Source organism: Micromonospora sp. WMMD980 (assembly GCF_029626035.1).
In the GTDB taxonomy this organism is placed as follows: Bacteria; Actinomycetota; Actinomycetes; order Mycobacteriales; family Micromonosporaceae; genus Micromonospora.
The window spans coordinates 3,997,931-4,014,998 of the sequence record NZ_JARUBE010000003.1 but is presented as its reverse complement, the minus strand read 5'-3'; the positions used below and the strand labels follow the sequence as shown (position 1 = coordinate 4,014,998).

Sequence of the window (17,068 nt, the reverse complement as noted above, 5' to 3'; positions counted from 1 at the left end):
GGGAGGCCGACGATGGGCGCCGGGCACGGGCACGTGCTCTACCGCGATTCTGGCTCGCCGGTGCACCGCCTCCCGCCGGAGGTGAAGATCACCGCCATGGTGCTGTTCACCGTGGCGGTGGTCGCCACCCCACGGGAGGCGTACTGGGCGTTCGGCGGCTACGCGCTGCTGGTCGCCGCGGTGGCGGCGTTGGCCCGGGTGGGTCCGCGCTGGCTGCTCGGCCGGGCGCTGATCGAGCTGCCGTTCGTGCTGTTCGCGTTCGCGCTGCCGTTCCTCGGCGCGGGGGAGCGGGTCGACGTGGCCGGGCTGAGCCTCTCCGTCGACGGCTTGCACGGGGCGTTCAACATCCTGGCCAAGGGCACGCTCGGCGTACTCGCGTCGCTCCTGCTGGCGGCGACCACGACGACGCGTGACCTGATCCTCGGCCTGGACCGGCTGCGCTGCCCACAGATCCTCACCCAGATCGCCACGTTCATGCTGCGCTACCTGGAGGTGCTGGTCGGCGAGGCCCGGCGGATGCGGGTGGCCCGGGTGTCCCGGGGCGACGACCCGCGCTTCCTGTGGCAGCTGCGCGGCTTCGCGGCCGGCGTCGGCGCGTTGTTCCTGCGCGCGTTCGAGCGCGGCGAGCGGGTCTATCTGGCGATGGTCTCCCGGGGCTACACCGGCCGGATGCCGGCGGTGTGGCAGGGCGCCGGCGCGGCCACCGCCGGGCAGTGGGCGGTCGCCGCGCCGGTCCCGGTGATCGCGGCCTCCATCGCCGCCGCCGCTCTCGTCCTGCAATGATCGGGTACGTGCAGCAGCCGCCCTCCCTGGACGTCCGTGGCGTCCGGTACGCCTACCCGGACGGTCACATCGCCCTGCACGGGGTGGACCTGACCGTGCCGCGCGGTGACCGGGTGGCGCTGCTCGGGCCGAACGGCGCCGGCAAGACCACGCTCGTGCTGCACCTCAACGGCATCCTCACCCCGACGGCCGGGACGGTCGAGGTGGGCGGCCTGGCCGTCACCCGCGACCGGGACACGCTCGCCGAGGTGCGCCGCCGGGTGGGCATCGTCTTCCAGGACCCGGACGACCAGCTCTTCCTGCCCACGGTCGCGGAGGACGTCGCGTTCGGCCCGGCCAACCTGGGGTTGCGCGGGGCGGAGCTGGCCGCCCGGGTCGACGAGGCGCTCGCCGCCGTGGGGATGGCCGAGCACCGGGACCGCGCGCCGCACCACCTGTCGTTCGGGCAGCGACGACGGGTGGCGGTGGCCACCGTGCTGGCCATGCGTCCGGAGATCCTGGTGCTGGACGAGCCGTCGTCGAACCTGGACCCGGCGGCCCGCCGGGAGCTGGCGGAGATCCTGCGCGCCCTGCCGGTGACCCTGCTGATGGTCACTCACGACCTGCCGTACGCGGCCGAGTTGTGCCCCCGCGCGGTGATCCTGGACGGCGGCCGCATCGTCGCTGACGCCCCCACCCCCGCCCTGCTGGCCGACCCGGAGATCCTGGCGAACCACCGCCTCGAACTCCCCCACGGCTTCGCCCCACCCCTCCCTCGCCCCTGACAGCCGCCCCCTCACCGCGGCGATCTCGCACTTCCGCCCCCGACATAACGGACGAATGCCGCCCTCCAGGGGCCCCAACTGCAAGATCGTTGGCGCGAAGGGCGCGAGGTGAGGGGTGGGGTGGGTGGTCAGGGGGTGCGGGTCGCGTGGGGGTGGGGGGTGGGGTTTGGGGCCGTGCGGGCGGCGGTGCGGAGGCGGAGCAGGCCGGCGGCCACCGCGCCCGTGCCGGTGGCCAGCGCCACGGTGACCAGGACGCGGGTCAGCGTGGGTGGGCCGGCCGTGGGCGGGACCGAGCGGGACAGCACGGCGAGGTTGGACACGCCGGCGAACAGGGTGAGGCAGGCGCCGGCGAGCGCCAGCGTGAAGTCGGCGCCCGGCCTGCGGGCCAGCGCGTACCCGCCGGCGGCGAGCGCGCCGAGGCCGGTCAGCAGCGTCCACACCTGGCCGGTGACCAGCTCGGCCAGCAGCCCGCCGACGCCGGGCGCGCCGGTGTCGAGCGCCCGCCCGACGGTGAGCGCCACGGCGGCCACGCCGCCCGCGGCGAGCAGGGCGCCCACGGCGCGCAGCGCGCGCACCCCGGCGGCGGTCCCGCCGGGCACCAGCCCGGCCGCGCCGACCACCAGGAAACCGAGCGTGGCGGCCACCCACCACGGGTACGGGTCGGGCGGCGGCACCCAGTCCAGCGTGCCGCGTACCTCGATCGCTGAGTCACCGGCGCGCAGCGGCACCACCCAGTCCCGGACCCGCTGCTCGCGCTCCGGGTCGGCGACGACGACGGCGGGTGGTCCGTCCTCCCGCCAGAGCGTGCGCTGGTCGTGCCAGCGGTAGGTCGGTCCGTCGGCGATCCGCCGCCAGGCGGGCGCGGCGGCGGGGTCGGCCTCGGCCGGGAGCCGGGTCTCGCCGGCGATCGTGCGGTTCAGCCAGGTGGCGGGGGAGCGGCTGTTCTCGTACACCCCGCCGGGGCCGATCCGCAGGTACGGCTCGCCGGAGTAGCCGAGCACCGTGACGTCGACGGCGGTGCGGTTGGTCAGCTCCAGCCGCCCGCCGGCCTCCACCATCCGGGCGGTCAGCCCGGGCCGCTCCGGGCCGACGCCGGTGACCGTGCCCCGGTAGTCGGTGCCGTCGGGCGCGTCCGCGCCGTGCGCCGCAGCCGGCGCGGCGAGCGCCAGCAGGGCGGTGGTCGCGCCGGCGACCACCAGTGCGGCCCGGCGCAGCGGTGCGGGGATCACTTTCCGGCAGCCGCCACGGCTGCCTCGATCCCGTCCGGGCTCTTGTCCGCGAGTTCGGTGCCGTTGACCTTGACGGTCGGGGTGCCGGTGACGCCCGACCTGCTCGCCTCGTCGGTCACGTGCGCGGTCCACGACCTGTAGGTGCCGTCGTTCACGCAGGAGGCGAAGTCGTCCCGGTTCAGCCCGACGCCCGCGCCGATGTCGATCAGCTCGTCGTTGCTCAGGCCGGCGCTGCCCTCGGCCGGCTGCCGGGCGAAGAGCTGGTCGGTGAACTCGCGGAACTTGCCGCCCTTGGCGGCGCACCCGGAGGCGGCCGAGGAGCGGGTGGAGTATTCCGTGGTCGAGTAGCGGTTCAGGAACGCGACCGGGTGGAAGACCAGCTTCGCCTTGCCCTCGCTGACGAGCTGGTTGAGCGTCTCGCCGTTGGTCTGCTGGAACTGCTTGCAGATCGGGCAGAGGTAGTCCTCGTAGAGGTCGATGGTGACCGGCCCGCTGCCTTCGACGATGCCGGTGCCGGCGTCGTTGGCGCCGGGCGGCGCGGTGAAGTCGTCCGACTTCTGCGACGAGTAGACGGCCCAGCCGATACCGCCGGCGATGACCAGCACGAGCACCGCGGCGATCGTGGTCCAGAGGGTGCGCTTGCGCCGCTTCTCCCGGGCGATCTGCTCGCGCACCACCCGGGCCGCGTCCCGGCGTCCCTTACGACTGCTCATCGTCGTCCTCCACGGTGTCGCCCGCCAACCAGCCGTCCACCGAGAACGGAGTGCGGGGCCAGATCAGCAGGAACCCGGCCAGTGCCAGGAATCCCAGGTCCCGGAGGATCTCCGGGAGATAGCTCGGGGTTTCGCCGGCGCCGAGCTGGCCGCCGCTGCCGAAGCACCCGCAGTCGATGGCCAGGCCGCGGGCCCAGGCCGAGGCGATGCCGGTGACGAAGACCACCAGCAGCGCGGCGGAGACGCCGGCGCTGACCCGGGTGGCCAGCCCGGCGAGCAGGAGCAGACCCAGGGCCAGCTCCACGAACGGCAGCGCCGCGCCGATCACCGTGGCCAGGTCGTACGGCATCACCTGGTAGGCGTTCACGGCCCGGCCGGAGCCGGCCAGGTCACCGACCTTGGCGCCGCCGGCGATCAGCCAGACGGCGGCGAGCCCGAGGCGGGTCGCGACGCCGAGCCAGGGCCGCAATGTCGGCCAGCGCCCGGCCCGGGTGGTGGAGGGGGTCACAGTCATTCGTCGTCCGGGGGCCACGGTTGGTTCCCGCTATCCGGCCAGCGCGTCGCCGACGGCGTCGACGAGTTCGTCGCGGGCGCGGGCCACCCGGGAGCGGATGGTGCCCACCGGCACCCCCTCCACGTCGGCGGCCTCGGCGTAGGACAGGCCGAGAAGTTGGGTGAGCACGAACGCGGAGCGCCGCTCGGGAGGCAGTCGCCGGACCAGGTCGGCGGCGCCGAGCTGGCCGGCCGGGTCCGGTCCGGGCCGGTCGGTGGCCGCCTGGGCGGCGAGCCGTTCGTCGAGCCGCCGGCGGCGGACCACAGTGCGCAGGTGGTCGGCGCAGGCCCGCCTGGCGATGCCGAGCAGCCAGGTGCGGGCCGAGGATCGGCCCTCGAAGCCGGGTAGCGCCCGCAGGGCCCGCAGGTAGGTCTCCTGGGTCAGGTCGTCCGCGCTGTCCGGGCCGACCAGCGCGGCGGTGAACCGCCAGACCTCGGCCTGGGTGGCCCGCACGAAGGCGGCCTGGGCCGCCGGGTCGCCGTGCCGGGCGGCCAGCGCCCAGCCGGTGGCCGTCTCCCGGGCAGCCTCGGGACCCGCCGGCGGGCGGTCGGCGGCGGTGTCGCGCGGGGCGGGGATCACGTCAGACGAGGTTACGCGGCGTACCTGTGCGGGACAGGGTCCTTCGGCCCATTCCGTGGTGCCGCACACGTCGGGAACTTTTCCCGCCCGCTGACCGACTGCCCCCGCATGACCTCCGACCAGGTTGCGGTGGCGCGCGCCGCCGCGCCGATCGGCCGCCCCGGCGCGCCCGCTGGAGGTCGGCTCGCCGCCCGGGCCGCACTTCGGGAACCATGGCGGGCATGACTGCTGCCGTACGCCGCCCGCCCGGGCCCCTCGCCGCCCGCTCCGGGACCGTCGCCGGGCTGCTGCTCCTCCTGGTCTCGCTGCTGCTCGCCCCGGCCACTCCGGCCAGCGCCCACGCGGTGCTGGTGAGCAGCAGCCCCGCGGCGTCCGCGGTGGTGCCCGAGGCGCCCGCCCAGGTGGTGATCACCTTCAGCGAGAGCGTCCGGAAGGTGCCCGACAAGGTGCGGGTGATCGCCCCTGACGGCTCCCGGGCCGACCGGGGCGAACCGACGTTCCAGGGCGCGGAGGTGACCATTCCGGTGGACCCGTCCGCCGGGCGCGGCACCTACCTGGTGAGCTACCGGGTCATCTCGGCCGACAGCCACCCCGTCTCCGGCGCCTTCACCTACTCGGTGGGCGCGCCGTCCGAGCCGCCCACCGACAGCGGCTCGGACAACCGGGCCAACCCGGTCACCGAGAACGCGGTGAAGGTGACGAAGTACGCCGGCTACGTCGGGTTGCTGCTGCTCGTCGGCCCGGCGCTGGTGCTGGCCGCGCTCTGGCCACGCCGGCTGTCCCGGCGGGGGCCCGGGCGGGTGGTCTGGGCCGGGCTGGGCGTGCTGGTGGCGGCCACGCTCGCCGAGCTGTGGCTCCAGGTGCCCTACACCATCGGCGGCGGCCTGTTCGACGTCACCTCCGCCGGGCTGGGCGACGTGCTGGCCAGCCCCTACGGCACCACCCACCTGGTCCGGCTGGGTCTGCTCGCGGCGGCGGCGTTCCTGCTCCGCCCGCTGCTCGCCGGGCCGATCGGCCGCACCGACGCGATCATCCTGGCGGTGCTGGCCGGGGCGACGCTGTTCACCTGGCCGCTCGCCGGCCACCCGGCCGCGTCCCCGGCGCCGGCGGTCTCCGTGGTGGTGGACGCCATCCACCTGGGCGGCATGGCGGTCTGGCTGGGCGGCCTGGTGATGCTGGCGGCGTTCCTGCTGCCCCGGGCGGACGAGCGGGAGCTGGACGCGATCCTGCCGATCTGGTCCCGCTGGGCGGCGCTCGCGGTGGCCGCGCTGCTGCTCGCCGGCACCGTGCAGGGCCTGATCGAGGTGGCTAGCCCGGCGGCGCTCGTGGACACCACGTACGGGCGGCTGCTGCTCGCCAAGATCGTGCTGTTCGCGCTGGTGATCGGCGTCGCCGCGTACTCCCGGGCGCTGGTGCGGCGGCGGGTCGCCGCCGGGCGGCCGGGCGCGATGCGGCGGGCGGTGGTGGCCGAGTTGGCGATCACCGCGGTGGTGCTGGGCCTGTCGGCGACGCTGGTGCAGACCACCCCGGCGCGCACCGCCGGCGCCGACGTGGCGGGCGCGCCGGCCGGCTACTTCTCCACCACGCTGAGCAGTCCGATCTATTCGCTCCAGGTGGAGCTGGACCCGGCCGAGACGGGCAACAACTCGCTGCACCTCTACGCCTACACGACGGACAACCGGCCGCAGCCGGTGCAGGAATGGAAGGTCACCGCGGCGCTGCCGTCGGCCGGGATCGAACCGATCACGGTGCCGCTGCTGCCGCTGAGCGACAACCACGCCACCGGCGAGGTCAACCTGCCGGCCCGGGGGGACTGGCAACTCCGCTTCACCGTCCGCACGTCCGACATCGACCAGGCCACGGTGACCGCCACCGTGCCGATCAAGTAAACGGAAGGTCCCATCTGATGATCCGTCTCCGGCGTCCCGCGACCGCCGCCGCGCTGACTCTCGCCGCCGCCGCCGCGACCGTGCTCGGCCTGGCCGGGCCGGCCTCGGCGCACGTCACGATCAACCCGCAGGAGGGCACGCAGGGCGGCTACGGCCGGTTCGCGTTCCGGGTGCCGAACGAGAGCGATTCGGCGTCGACCGTCAAGGTCGAGGTGAACCTGCCGGCGAACGCCCCGGTCGGGTCGGTCTCCACCATGCCGGTGCCGGGCTGGACGGTGGCGGTGGAGAAGCGCAAGGTCGACCCGCCGGTCGAGGTGCACGGCAGCCAGCTCACCGAGGCGGTCTCCAAGCTCACCTTCACCGCGGCGCAGAACGGCGGCGTGAAGCCGGGCGAGTTCCAGGAGTTCCCGGTCTCGATGGGCCCACTGCCGCAGGCGGACACCATGGTGTTCAAGGTGTTGCAGACCTACTCCGACGGCAACGTCTCCCGGTGGATCGAGGAGCCCGCGCCGGGCGCGGAGGAGCCGGAGAACCCGGCCCCGGTGCTCAAGCTGGCCGCCAAGGGCGCGTCGTCGGGTGCCAGCGCGCCGGCCGCCACCGCGGCCGAGGACGACGATGACGACGACGCCGACTCCGGCGCGGCCACCGTGTTCGGGGTGGCCGGCCTGGTCGCCGGCCTGGCCGGTCTGGTGCTCGGCGGGCTGGCGTTCGCGCGTACCCGGCGGGAGCCCACCGCGAAGTCCTGAGCGCGCCTCCGTCACCGGCCCGGCGGATCTTCCGCCGGGTCGGTTCTCGTCAGCGGGCGGGTGCCGTGGATATCCGGCGATCGGACGACCGGCGTCGGTAAGGTCGGCCGGGTAGTTGGCTACCGAGAGGGACGACCAGAATGCGTTTCGTACGCACGATCGCCGGCATGCTGCTGCTGTCCGTGGGAGTTCCGGCGCTGCTGGTGGGCGCCGGTCTCTGGTTCACCGCCCGGCACGCCGATCCGGCCGGCGGTTTCGCCGCCCGCTTCGCCGGGCTCGACCTGGCACTGCGGGGCGAGCTGCGGGCCGGTTGGTTCCCCGGTGCCGCGTGGGCGTTGCTGGCCGCCGGGGCGCTGCTGGTGACTCTCGCCGTGGTGCTGCTGCTGCGCCCGCACCGGCCGCGTGAGGTGGTCATCGTGGTCGAGCCGGACCAGGTTCCGGTGCTGGCCGGGCGGCTCGGGATCAGCTCGCTGAGAGAGTTGGGGCGGCAGCCCGGCCCGACGTCCCGGCCGGACCGGCAGCTGGTCGCCGTCGGCTCGCCGCCCGGCGGGCGGGCCCGGGCGGCCATCTCGCCGGCGCCGAGCCGCCGCCGGCCCCGCCGGTCGACGAGTGACCGCTGACGGCTGACGGCCCTCCGCGCTGCCGACGCGGAGGGCCGTCATCACCGGGGGTTATTCGGTGCTACCTGGGAGAAAACTGAGGTAGTTGAGACGATATTACCCCCGAACGGCACTGTTCGCGAGATCTGTCCGTTTAACGAACACCGCCGACCGGCGGCGGATCGGCAGCACGGCCCCTGTCCGTCCCCTCAGGTGCAGGGCAGAGGGAGGGCCTCAGTCAGACAGCCCGTGGAGTCAGCTATAAGTGGCGAGCGGACTCTCGATAGTGAGAATTACGCTCCCGGAACTGCTGTAAGCCTTGAACCGTGCTCGCGCATTCCAGTTGGAGTAATTATTCGGGTTGTCCACTACGAAAGGGGACTTCTGCTCGGAGCATGGACGCAGACTCGTCGACTTCCGTTCCACACCATTCAGGTCGATGATGAAAACCCGATAGCCGGCACAACTGGAGGGGTAGTCATCGACGAATGCCTGGCCCGAAACCGAAGCCGGATTGTCTTCTCCCAGCACGCACACCTTCGCGTCCCAGCCACCTTGTGTGTACGGGCTTCGGCAGTTCGCGGTGCCTGCCTGGGCAGGCGCTACGAAAAATCCGGAGGCCAGAATGCCCAACGTTGCCGCCGAGCACACCTTTGAACGTAGACGCACTGCAACCCCCGTTTATAGTCACGGAAAATACCTCCGTCGCAGTCATTCGCGGCGGCGCATCGTCGACGCTACCATCGCTGTAGAACTATGTCTCCCCTTGTGTCTAGCCTGCTCTGCTGCTAATCAAGGTCTCGTCGAACGCAACGTCATTTGGTTCAACCGATCGAGGGCGAGGCCGGCCCAAGAGCGCGGGGGGACCTGCTGCCCACCTATGGGCCGGCGGCGGATCGGCAGCACGGCCAGCATCAGCAGGCTGAGCAGCACGTACGCGTTCCGCACGACGAAGTCGACCGGATCGTCGGTGTGCACCATGCCGGTGCCCCAGTCCTGGAACGTCACCACCCCGTACACGATCACCACGCCCGTGCACGCGGCCAGCGCGAGCAGGCCGCGGCGTCGCCGGACGCCGGTCACGGTCGTGCGGTCGGCGTCCAGCGCCGCGTCGACCAGCACCACCACCGCCGGGATGAACCAGTAGAGGTGGTGCGTCCAGGTGATCGGCGAGATCAGGCCACCCACCAGGCCGGTCAGGGTGAGGCCGACGAGCGCGTCGCCGGCCCGGGCCGCCCGGGCCGCCCGCCACAGCCCGAAGCCGGCGATCGGCACCGCCAGCAACAGCCACGGCAGCCGGCCCGGCTCCTCCGGCGCGGTCATCCGGCTCAGCAGGCCGAACAGCGACTGGTTACCGGTGTAGTCGGTGCGGCCCACCCGGTCGGTGGCCCAGAGTTCGTGGGTCCAGAACCGCCACGAGTCCTCCGGGGCCACCGCCGCCGCGAGCAGCGTGGCCGCCGCCGCGGTCGCCGCCGCCACGGCCGCCGCCCGCCAGCGCCGGGCGGCCAGCAGATAGAGCAGGAAGATGCCGGGGAAGAGCTTGAGCGCCGCCGCCAAACCCACGCCTACGCCGGCCCACCGCCGACCCTGGGGTACGGCGAACAGCAGGTCGGCCAGGATCAGCACCACCAGCAGCATGTTGATCTGACCCAGCGTGATCGTCTCGCGGGTGCTCTCCACCGCCAGCACCAGCAGCACCGCGACGGTCAGGCCGAACCCGCTCGGCAGGTGGTGCCGCCGCAGCACCGGCAACACCAGCCAGCGGGTGGTCGCCGCCGTTCCGGCCAGCGTCAGCACCACGAAGACCGCGATGGCGACCCCGAGCGGCAGTAGCGCGAACGGCCGCAGCAGCAGCGCCGCGAACGGGGGGTAGGTGAAGTAGAGCGCGCCCTGCACCCGGTCCGGCTGGACGTAGTCGTAGAGCGGGTGACCGGCCGCCCACCAGTCCATCGCCCGCATGTAGATCTTCAGGTCGTAGTAGTCGTGCCGCAGCGCGGGCAGGTAGAGCGCGGGCAGCAGGGCGGCCAGCGCCAGCACCATGACCACCCGTCGGGCCGTGCGCCCGCCCGCGTCGTCCGGGGCGACGGCGGGTGGGACGTCGGGTTCGGCTGGCACGGGGAAACCCTAGCGGTCCACCTGCCCGACCGTGCCGAGGCGCGGGCGCGTCGGCGGCGCGTAGTCTGTTCCGGTGGCTGATCTTCTCGTCTGGATCGATTGTGAGATGACCGGGCTGGACCTGCGTCGGGACGCCCTGATCGAGGTCGCCGCGCTCGTCACCGACCCCGACCTGAACGTGCTCGGGGAGGGCGTCGACGTGGTGATCCACGCCGACGACGCGGCGCTGGACGGCATGCCGGAGATCGTGCGGACCATGCACGCGAAGTCCGGCTTGACCGAGGAGGTGCGCCGTTCCACGGTCACCCTGGCCGAGGCCGAGGACATGGTGCTCGACTACGTCACCAGCCACGTGAAGGATCCGCGCACCGCCCCGCTGTGCGGCAACTCGATCGCCACCGACCGGGGCTTCCTGGCCCGCGACATGACCCGGCTCGACGCCCACCTGCACTACCGGATGATCGACGTCTCCTCGATCAAGGAGCTGTGCCGGCGCTGGTACCCGCGGGTGTACTTCGGCCAGCCGCAGAAGGGTCTGGCCCACCGGGCGCTGGCCGACATCCGGGAGAGCATCCGCGAGTTGGAGTACTACCGGCGGACCCTGTTCGTGCCGCTGCCCGGCCCGGACGTGGAGACCGCGAAGGGCATCGCCGCGCAGCTCTGACGCCGGGCCGGAACCCGGTGGACGCGGTCGACCGGGGTGGGGCTATTATTGGTCCGCGCACCGCCCGGGCGACCGGAGCGGCGAGCATGGTGGCTGTAGCTCAGTTGGCAGAGCACCGGGTTGTGGTCCCGGTTGTCGTGGGTTCAATTCCCATCAGTCACCCCAACGACGAAGCCCCCTCCTCCGGGAGGGGGCTTCGTCGTGTGCGGGGTCGGTCAGGCGGTCGGCTCGTACGGCAGGGCGCTGCCCTTGACGTACTCGTCCCAGCTCATGTTCCAGTCGGTCCAGCCGTTGCCGTTCTGCAGCTTGCGCTCGGTGCCCTTGACCGTGATCGGGTCGCCCAAGCGGGTGTTGGCGAACAGCCAGTTGCCGTCCTTCATCGAGACGTTGACACAGCCGTGCGACACGTTCGTCTTACCCTGCACGCCCTCGGACCAGGGCGCCGCGTGGATGAACTCACCGCCCCAGGTGAGCCGCTGGGCATAGTCGATCTCGGTGCGGTAACCCTCCTCCGGGCCCAGCTCCTCCATGGTGTCGAAGACGGTGTGCCGGAGCTTCTCGATCACCACCATGGTGCCGCTGGAGGACGGGGTGCTCTTCTTGCCAAGGCTCACCAGGATCGTCTTGACCTTCTTGCCGTCCTTGGTGACGGTCATCCGCTTGGTGCGGTTGTCCACGGTCATCACGAACGACGGACCGATCTTGACGTCGACGGTCAGGTCGGAGCGGCCGTACCAGCCGTCGCCGAGCGGCAGCCCGGCCGCCTGCACCTGGTAGGAGACGGTGCTGTTGGCCTTCCAGAACGTCTTCGGCCGGTAGTGCACCTCGGTCGGGCTGATCCAGCGCCAGATGCCCTCCTGGGCCGGCGTGGCGGTCACCGTCATCCGGCGCTGCATGTCGTCGCGGTAGTCCGGCGGGATGGCCCGGCCGAACTTCACGATCAGCGGCATGCCCACGCCGACGACCTGGTTGTCGCCGAGGAAGCTGGTCACCCGCACCTGCTTGGCCGGCTTCGCCATGACGGTGAACGTGCTGGTGGCGGTGGCCGGCTTGCCGTCGTCGCCGGTGGCGGTCACGGTCGCGGTGTAGGTCTCGGCGTAGGACAGGGCGCCGGCCGGCTGCCAGCTCTTCCCGTCGGCGGCGAGCGTGCCCTCGACGGCCTTGCCGGTCGAGTCCTTCAGCTCGACGGCGGTCTGCTGCGCCTCGGTCGTGGTGAAGGTGATGGCGGTGGTCGCCGGCACGTCCTTGGCGTCGGCGGCCGGCTCGCTGATGGTGGCCGCCGCCTTCGGCGCCTTCTCGCCGCCGTCGTCACCGCCCTGCCAGCTCGACGGCTTGTCGTCGCCGCCACCGCCGGTGCAGGCGGACGTCAGAGCCACCGCCGCGGCGAGCACCGCCGCGGCGAGTGCGCGGCGACCACCGCGACGGGCGCTCCCGCCCCGGATCAGTCGGTCCTGGCCAGCTCGCATGATTCCCTCACAAGTGTGATGCCCGGTCCCCATCGTCTCTGGTGAGACGCGTGGGACCGGCAACCCGTTGCCGGGAGTGAAGCGGAACACCCCGGTGACGATGTAACGATTCTGTTGTCGCCCGGCGCTTGGTCGTGGGGGCGACTCGCCGGCCGCCCACCTTCGCGAGCGTGTCCGACCACGTTACGCCGCTCAGAACGGCGCGTCCTGCCCGCCCTTCGGCACCGGCAGGGCGCTGCCGGCGACGAACTGCGACCAGCTCATGCTCCACGCCGTCCAGCCGTTGCCCGGGACCAGGCGTCGCTCCGTGCCCTTCACCGTGATCGGGTCGCCGACCAGGGTCTTGCCGAACAGCCACCGACCCTCGGCCATCGACACGTTGACGCAGCCGTGCGAGACGTTGCGCCGTCCCTGCACGCCCTCGGACCAGGGGGCGGCGTGGATGTACTCGCCACCCCAGGTGATCCGCTGGGCGAAGTCGATCTTCGTCACGTACTGGTTGTCCGGGTCCGGCTCGTCGCGGGTGTCGAAGACCGTGGACTCCTTCTTCTCCATCACCACCATGGTGCCGCTGGAGGAGGGGGTGCTCTTCTTGCCCAGGCTCACCGGCAGCGTGCGGATCACCGCGCCGTTCTCCGAGACGGTCATCCGCTTGGTCGCGTTGTCCACCGTCATCTCGAACGCCCGGCCGATCTTCGCGGTGGCGCTCCGGTCGACGTTGCCGTAGCGGCCGTTGCTCAGCGGGATACCGGCCAGCGCCAGCCGCACCGTGAGCGTGGTGCCGGTCCTCCAGTACTCCGGGGCGCGGTAGTAGGCCTGCGTGCCGTTGTCGAGCCAGTGCCACGCGCCGGGCTGCGGCGGATCGGTCTGCACGAACATCCGCTTCTGCACCGCGGCCCGGTCCTTCTTCGGGATGCCCGGCGAGAACTCGGCGACCACGGGCATCGCCACGCCGTACGTCTTGCCGCTGAACAGGTATAGCCCCGAGCCGATCATCGACTTCGGCTTGGCCATCGTGGTGAAGGTGCTGGTGCCCAGATGGGTGGCGCCGTCCTTGTCGGTCCCGGTCACCGTGACGGTGTACTTCGTGCCGTACTTGAGCGGGGACGACGGCACCCAGCCGGTGCCGTCACGCCGCATCCGCCCGTTGACGGCGGCGCCGGCGGCGGTGGTGAGCACCACCTTCGACACCGTGCCGCCGCCGGGGATCCGCGCGCTGATCTCGGTGCTCGCCGGCCGGCCGGTCGCGCCGTCGGCCGGGCTCACCGCCAGCGGCGACGCGGCGGGAGCCGGATCGCCGCTCGGCGAGACGCTCGGCTCCGGCGCGGTGGACGAGACGCCACCGACCTCCTGCTGGCCGGGCATGAAGGCCGGCTTCTCCTCGTCGCCGCCGCACCCGGTCAGTGCCAGTGACGCCGTGAGGACCAGGACGCCCACCATCGCCCCGGCCCGCGCGAACCTGCCCATGCCCACCCCTGTCGTAGCGTGCCTGGCGGACATCGTGCCCCATCGACGCCACGCACCCGTGCCCCGGAGCGGTGCGATCGGGGGTTTTAGGGGCTTTTGTCGCTTAAGCTCGACCGAAGAGTGGAGCCCTGATATCGGATTGGAACGCGCCTCGACGGGCATGCTAAGGTTCTTCCCGTTGTCAGACGAGCGCCGCTAGCTCAACTGGCAGAGCAGCGGACTCTTAATCCGCGGGTTCGGGGTTCGAGTCCCTGGCGGCGCACCAACGAGCAAGGCCCTGATCCGGCACCGCATGCCGATCGGGGCCTTTTTCGTGTCCGCAGAATCCCGCCGGTAATCCTCGGGCCCTTGGCGACACAAGCCCCTGTGAGGGTCGCCGAGGCAATGGGGGTTCGGGTGGGTCCACCGAAGAACAGGGACGAGGGCTGGTTCACCGGCCTCTACGCCGCGGAGTACGCGAACGTCGTGCGGTACGGCCTGCGCCGGCTCGCGGACTCAGACGCGTCGGCCGAGTTGGCCCAGGAGGTGTTCGTCGTGGCCTGGCGTCGTCGCGACGAGGTGCCGGACCGCAGCCTGCCCTGGCTGTACGGGGTGGCCCGGCGGATCCTGGCGAACCACTGGCGGTCCCGGCGCAGCGCCCCGACCTCCTGCCCATCACCGGCGCCGACCTGGCGCGGGTCGCCAGTTCGTCGGGTGCCGACACCACCGTCGGGATCGCCGACGTGCGGACCGCGCTGTCCGTCCTCGGCGAATTCGATCAGGAGATCCTCCGGCTGATCGGCTGGGAGGAGTTGACGGTTTCCGAGGCGGCCCAGGTTCTCGACTGTACTCGGGCGACCGCTGCGGTGCGCCTGCATCGCGCCCGCCGCCGCCTCGCCGAGGCGATGTCGGACCGGCCCGCCCGGCCCCGGCGCCCCGTGTTGTCGACCACGCGAGAGGAGCTGTGATGTTCGAAGCAGAACGCACCCGTGCCATCCTCGGCCCGGTCGACCCGGCCCGGGCCGTCACCGTGACGCCGCCGCTGGTCTCCGCGGACGAACTGATCGACCGCGCCGGGGCCATCGAGGCGGTCGTCCCGCGTCGCCGCGCACGCCCGACCCGCCGGCTGGTGCTGACGGCTGGGACGCTGGCGGTCGCGGTCGGTGCCGTGGCCGTCCTCCAGCCGTTCGACAGGTCCGCACCGGACGGTACGGGTGGGCCCGGAAGCACGGCGGGAACGGTGCTCGCGCCAGTCTCGTACCAGTTCGAGGCGGACGCGCCGGAGGCCGGGCCGCACCTGCGCGCGCTGGCCGGCACGATCAAGGACGCGAAGTACGATCACCTCGGCGGGCGCTACGTGTACCACCACACGAAGGTGTGGGGCGACCCGGTGATGACCTCTGCCGACGGCCGTCACCACGTCGCCTTCGCCGGCGAGACGAAAGTCTGGCAGGCCGCCGACGGGACCGGCAGCCAGCTCAACACGCAGTTGGAGCCGGAGTACCCCGACCAGGAGTCCCGCGACTACTGGCAACGCAAGCTGGACTCGCGTCCGGCAGTCGACGCCTCGGGGGCACCGGCCATGATTCCGCTGCCGCCCATGGGCCTAACGCCACCGTCGGCGGATCCGTCGGCGCTGCGCGGACTACTCAAGGTCGAGTTCGGGCCGGGCGCCGTGAGCAAGGAGGTCAGCGGCCTCTACGCGCAGTTTGTCATTCCGCGTGCGACCCGAGCGGAGATCCTGCGGATCCTCGCCGATGTACCAGGCTTCCGCTGGCGGGGGCAGGTGACGGACCGGGCCGGTCGGAGCGGGGTCGCCGTCACCTTCGACGACCGCGAGAACGACGCGCAATCTCTCCTGATCTTCGACCCGAAGACGGGTGAGCTGATCGCCGACGAGCGGCTGACGCTGTCGCCCGTGCGCATCAGCGCCTACCGCGTGATCCTCGACGCCGCCCGGACCGATCGAGTGGGTTGAACGCAGTACGCGCGGGTCGCGCACTGGTCAGCGCAGGGCCGGGATGTCGTGGAGCTGATCGGGGCGAAGTCTCTCCCGCATGATGCCCGGCGGCCGTTCCCGGTCGGGCGAGCACGTGACGACCTCGTCCGGCGTGATCGCGAAATCGACGTTGAAGTCGTGATCGGCGTAGGGCAGCGCCTCATCGAGGAGCTGGCTGCGGTGGATGGTCGTGGCGACCGTGGTGTTCGCGGTCACGAGCCCGGCCTCGATGAGGAGGGCGATCTCCAGGTCGGAGTAGCCGGCTCCCTTGCCGACTCGCACGCGTGGTCGTGTCGCTGGGTGGCGTCCCAGACGAGTTGGCCCAGGAGCGTGGCTGACTCGGCGAGCGCGTTCTGCCACACCGCGCTGTTCCACAGCGCCTGGAGGTCGGTCTCGCAGTAGGTGCGGAAATTGTCCGTGCCCCCGCCGTTGTAGTTGTGTACCATGCCCAGGCCGGACCAGGCGAGGAGCTGGTAGTCGGCGTTCAGGTTCTGCGCGGTCAGGGCGCCGAACGTGACGTCGGCGTTGGAGTTGCGGGTGACGCCCCCGTTGCCGGAGCAGTCGCGGGTCGTCGACATGTTGCCATAGCCGGCCGTCCAGGAGTCGCCGATGAACTCGATCTGGCGGCTGCGGGCGGCCGGCTTGGCCAGGATCGCGCCACCGGGGGCGGCCACGAGACCGCCGAACTCGCCCGCCGCCCACGGGCTTTCGGTGCGCTTGACCAGCCGTACGGTGTGGTCGGCGTCGGGGAGGTCGCGGACCCAGTAGGTGGTCCGGCCCGGAGTGACCAGGGTGGCGACCGTCGTGCCGTCGACCTGCACGGCGTAGTCGTTCTGGCTGTCGTTAAGGACGATCCCCACGCCGGTGCCGCGGAACCGGCCCTCGAAGTAGGTGCCGGGCCAGGTGTACTGGACGCTGGTGCCGGCCGGCCGCACCCGCCCCACGGTGTGCGTCTGCTCCAGCACCCCGGAGGCCGGCGGCGGGGTGTTCGGCGGCGGCCCGCTGGTCGGTGGCGGGCTGGTGGGTGGCGGGCTGGTCGGCGGTGCGCTGGTGGGCGGTGGCGCGGTCGTGGTGGGGGTCGGACGGCCGGCGCACGGCACACCGTTGAGCGCGAAGTCGGTGGGCGCCGGGTTGGACGTGTTGTTCCACGAGCCGCCGAAACCGAACTGGGTGGTGGCCCCGGTGCCGAGGCCGCCGTTCCAGGCGGCGTTGGTGACGGTGACCCGGCCGGCGGACTGGGTCGCCGTGCCGTTCCACGCCTGCGCGACCACCTGCCCGGCGGTGAACGACCAGGTCAACCGCCAGCCGGTCAGCGGGTCGCCGAGGTTGGTGACGTCGACGTTCGCGCCGAAGCCGCCGGGCCACTGACTAATCACCGTGTAGGTGACCCGGCAGCCGGCGGCGGCCTGCGCGGCGACGGCGGAGGTGAGCGCGGCGGCCACGGCGACGGCGGCGGCGGTGAGCACCGCCGCCGCCGACCGGAGCCGGACATGCGTGAGTCGCATCTGTGCTCCTTGTCCGGA

Annotated in this window: 17 protein-coding genes, 2 tRNA genes and 1 pseudogene; 11 read left to right on the top strand and 9 right to left on the bottom strand. The window is 72.3% G+C overall.

The annotated features are described in order from the left end of the window. The first annotated feature begins 12 nt into the window (after positions 1-12). Together cbiQ and O7618_RS18755 are read left to right on the top strand one after the other, a co-directional pair. Positions 13-783, top strand: a complete 771-nt coding sequence (cbiQ, locus tag O7618_RS18760; protein ID WP_278107399.1) for a cobalt ECF transporter T component CbiQ — start codon at positions 13-15, stop codon at positions 781-783. After that, complete coding sequence (locus O7618_RS18755; protein WP_278107398.1) at positions 780-1,547, top strand: ABC transporter ATP-binding protein; 768 nt, start codon at positions 780-782, stop codon at positions 1,545-1,547. Before cbiQ ends, O7618_RS18755 begins: the two co-directional genes overlap by 4 nt. Positions 1,548-1,675: 128 nt before the next feature. Here the strand turns inward: O7618_RS18755 and O7618_RS18750 are convergent, their stop codons facing one another. From O7618_RS18750 to O7618_RS18735, 4 genes are read right to left on the bottom strand one after another with little or no spacing between them, the layout of a single operon-like run. Further along, positions 1,676-2,776 (bottom strand): hypothetical protein, encoded by a 1,101-nt coding sequence (locus O7618_RS18750; RefSeq protein ID WP_278107397.1) that lies wholly within the window; start codon positions 2,774-2,776, stop codon positions 1,676-1,678. After that, positions 2,773-3,489 carry a thioredoxin domain-containing protein gene (locus O7618_RS18745; RefSeq protein ID WP_278107396.1) on the bottom strand — a complete coding sequence of 239 codons (717 nt, stop codon included), beginning with the start codon at positions 3,487-3,489 and terminating at the stop codon, positions 2,773-2,775. The genes O7618_RS18750 and O7618_RS18745 overlap by 4 nt, the downstream gene beginning before the upstream one ends. Beyond that, positions 3,476-4,003, bottom strand: a complete 528-nt coding sequence (locus tag O7618_RS18740; RefSeq protein ID WP_278107395.1) for a MauE/DoxX family redox-associated membrane protein — start codon at positions 4,001-4,003, stop codon at positions 3,476-3,478. The genes O7618_RS18745 and O7618_RS18740 overlap by 14 nt, the downstream gene beginning before the upstream one ends. A gap of 30 nt (positions 4,004-4,033) precedes the next feature. Then, on the bottom strand, positions 4,034-4,621 hold the full coding sequence (locus tag O7618_RS18735; RefSeq protein WP_278107394.1) for a sigma-70 family RNA polymerase sigma factor: 588 nt from the start codon (positions 4,619-4,621) through the stop codon (positions 4,034-4,036). A 212-nt stretch (positions 4,622-4,833) separates the two neighbouring features. Between O7618_RS18735 and O7618_RS18730 the strand changes: the two genes are divergently transcribed. From O7618_RS18730 to O7618_RS18720, 3 genes and pseudogenes are all read left to right on the top strand, one after another. After that, entirely contained in the window at positions 4,834-6,510 is a 1,677-nt protein-coding gene (locus O7618_RS18730) for a copper resistance protein CopC (RefSeq protein WP_278107393.1), read from the top strand. A 17-nt stretch (positions 6,511-6,527) separates the two neighbouring features. Beyond that, a complete protein-coding gene (locus O7618_RS18725; protein WP_278107392.1) occupies positions 6,528-7,256 on the top strand; it encodes a YcnI family protein in 729 nt (242 codons plus the stop codon). Between the two features lie 140 nt (positions 7,257-7,396). Continuing rightward, a pseudogene (locus O7618_RS18720) lies at positions 7,397-7,741 on the top strand (hypothetical protein); the annotation flags it as partial. 906 nt (positions 7,742-8,647) lie between these two features. Here the strand turns inward: O7618_RS18720 and O7618_RS18715 are convergent. Then, the gene (locus O7618_RS18715) at positions 8,648-9,970 is read right to left on the bottom strand and encodes a glycosyltransferase 87 family protein (RefSeq protein ID WP_278107390.1); all 1,323 of its coding nucleotides are present in this window, start codon (positions 9,968-9,970) and stop codon (positions 8,648-8,650) included. Positions 9,971-10,043: 73 nt separating this feature from the next. On the opposite strand from O7618_RS18715, the gene orn reads away from it, so the two are divergent. After that, positions 10,044-10,634 carry an oligoribonuclease gene (gene orn, locus O7618_RS18710; protein WP_278107389.1) on the top strand — a complete coding sequence of 197 codons (591 nt, stop codon included), beginning with the start codon at positions 10,044-10,046 and terminating at the stop codon, positions 10,632-10,634. 89 nt (positions 10,635-10,723) lie between these two features. Beyond that, positions 10,724-10,799: transfer RNA gene (locus O7618_RS18705), tRNA-His, on the top strand. A 50-nt stretch (positions 10,800-10,849) separates the two neighbouring features. Here O7618_RS18705 and O7618_RS18700 read toward each other — a convergent pair. Continuing rightward, positions 10,850-12,100, bottom strand: a complete 1,251-nt coding sequence (locus tag O7618_RS18700; RefSeq protein WP_278107388.1) for an Ig-like domain-containing protein — start codon at positions 12,098-12,100, stop codon at positions 10,850-10,852. Positions 12,101-12,292: 192 nt separating this feature from the next. Further along, on the bottom strand, positions 12,293-13,567 hold the full coding sequence (locus O7618_RS18695) for an Ig-like domain-containing protein (protein WP_278107387.1): 1,275 nt from the start codon (positions 13,565-13,567) through the stop codon (positions 12,293-12,295). 189 nt (positions 13,568-13,756) lie between these two features. On the opposite strand from O7618_RS18695, the gene O7618_RS18690 reads away from it, so the two are divergent. The 4 genes from O7618_RS18690 (at position 13,757) to O7618_RS18675 (ending at position 15,524) form a co-directional block, all read left to right on the top strand. After that, a tRNA-Lys gene (locus tag O7618_RS18690) sits at positions 13,757-13,832 on the top strand. 119 nt (positions 13,833-13,951) lie between these two features. Beyond that, positions 13,952-14,344 (top strand): sigma-70 family RNA polymerase sigma factor, encoded by a 393-nt coding sequence (locus tag O7618_RS18685; protein ID WP_278107386.1) that lies wholly within the window; start codon positions 13,952-13,954, stop codon positions 14,342-14,344. Further along, positions 14,290-14,514 carry a sigma factor-like helix-turn-helix DNA-binding protein gene (locus O7618_RS18680; RefSeq protein ID WP_278107385.1) on the top strand — a complete coding sequence of 75 codons (225 nt, stop codon included), beginning with the start codon at positions 14,290-14,292 and terminating at the stop codon, positions 14,512-14,514. The genes O7618_RS18685 and O7618_RS18680 overlap by 55 nt, the downstream gene beginning before the upstream one ends. Beyond that, a complete protein-coding gene (locus tag O7618_RS18675) occupies positions 14,514-15,524 on the top strand; it encodes a CU044_5270 family protein (RefSeq protein ID WP_278107384.1) in 1,011 nt (336 codons plus the stop codon). Before O7618_RS18680 ends, O7618_RS18675 begins: the two co-directional genes overlap by 1 nt. Before the next feature lie 27 nt (positions 15,525-15,551). Here O7618_RS18675 and O7618_RS18670 read toward each other — a convergent pair whose 3' ends face one another. Both O7618_RS18670 and O7618_RS18665 read right to left on the bottom strand, forming a co-directional pair. Continuing rightward, a complete protein-coding gene (locus tag O7618_RS18670; RefSeq protein WP_347405385.1) occupies positions 15,552-15,761 on the bottom strand; it encodes a hypothetical protein in 210 nt (69 codons plus the stop codon). Beyond that, entirely contained in the window at positions 15,758-17,050 is a 1,293-nt protein-coding gene (locus tag O7618_RS18665; protein ID WP_278107381.1) for a cellulose binding domain-containing protein, read from the bottom strand. The genes O7618_RS18670 and O7618_RS18665 overlap by 4 nt, the downstream gene beginning before the upstream one ends. Positions 17,051-17,068 lie beyond the last annotated feature (18 nt).

Bases quoted from the DNA above. Each gene is read 5' to 3' on its own strand.
- cbiQ (WP_278107399.1), top strand. From the start codon at position 13: ATGGGCGCCGGGCACGGGCACGTGCTCTACCGCGATTCTGGCTCGCCG.
- O7618_RS18755 (WP_278107398.1), top strand. From the start codon at position 780: ATGATCGGGTACGTGCAGCAGCCGCCCTCCCTGGACGTCCGTGGCGTC.
- O7618_RS18745 (WP_278107396.1), bottom strand. From the start codon at position 3,489: ATGAGCAGTCGTAAGGGACGCCGGGACGCGGCCCGGGTGGTGCGCGAG.
- O7618_RS18740 (WP_278107395.1), bottom strand. From the start codon at position 4,003: ATGACTGTGACCCCCTCCACCACCCGGGCCGGGCGCTGGCCGACATTG.
- O7618_RS18730 (WP_278107393.1), top strand. From the start codon at position 4,834: ATGGCGGGCATGACTGCTGCCGTACGCCGCCCGCCCGGGCCCCTCGCC.
- O7618_RS18725 (WP_278107392.1), top strand. From the start codon at position 6,528: ATGATCCGTCTCCGGCGTCCCGCGACCGCCGCCGCGCTGACTCTCGCC.
- O7618_RS18700 (WP_278107388.1), bottom strand. From the start codon at position 12,100: ATGCGAGCTGGCCAGGACCGACTGATCCGGGGCGGGAGCGCCCGTCGC.
- O7618_RS18695 (WP_278107387.1), bottom strand. From the start codon at position 13,567: ATGGGCAGGTTCGCGCGGGCCGGGGCGATGGTGGGCGTCCTGGTCCTC.
- O7618_RS18685 (WP_278107386.1), top strand. From the start codon at position 13,952: ATGGGGGTTCGGGTGGGTCCACCGAAGAACAGGGACGAGGGCTGGTTC.
- O7618_RS18675 (WP_278107384.1), top strand. From the start codon at position 14,514: ATGTTCGAAGCAGAACGCACCCGTGCCATCCTCGGCCCGGTCGACCCG.
- O7618_RS18665 (WP_278107381.1), bottom strand. From the start codon at position 17,050: ATGCGACTCACGCATGTCCGGCTCCGGTCGGCGGCGGCGGTGCTCACC.